Source organism: Bacillus paranthracis (assembly GCF_001883995.1).
GTDB lineage: Bacteria > Bacillota > Bacilli > Bacillales > Bacillaceae_G > Bacillus_A > Bacillus_A paranthracis.
The window spans coordinates 1-213 of record NZ_MACE01000007.1 but is presented as its reverse complement, the minus strand read 5'-3'; the positions used below and the strand labels follow the sequence as shown (position 1 = coordinate 213).

Sequence of the window (213 nt, the reverse complement as noted above, 5' to 3'; positions counted from 1 at the left end):
ATGTGGAGCTGACGAATACTAATAGATCGAGGACTTAACCATATAATATGTAGCAATGTTATCTAGTTTTGAGAGAACATAAAAAACTTGTTGACTTTTAAAGAAAATAAGTTATAATAATGATTGTCTCAAAAGAATAATGTCTGGTAATGATGGCAGAGAGGTCACACCCGTTCCCATACCGAACACGGAAGTTAAGCTCTCTAGCGCCGA

At 36.2% G+C, this 213-nt stretch carries 1 rRNA gene; it reads left to right on the top strand.

Features of this window, described 5'->3' with window-relative positions:
* Positions 1-142: 142 nt before the first annotated feature.
* Positions 143-213 (top strand): 5S ribosomal RNA (gene rrf, locus BAQ46_RS01680); the annotation flags it as partial.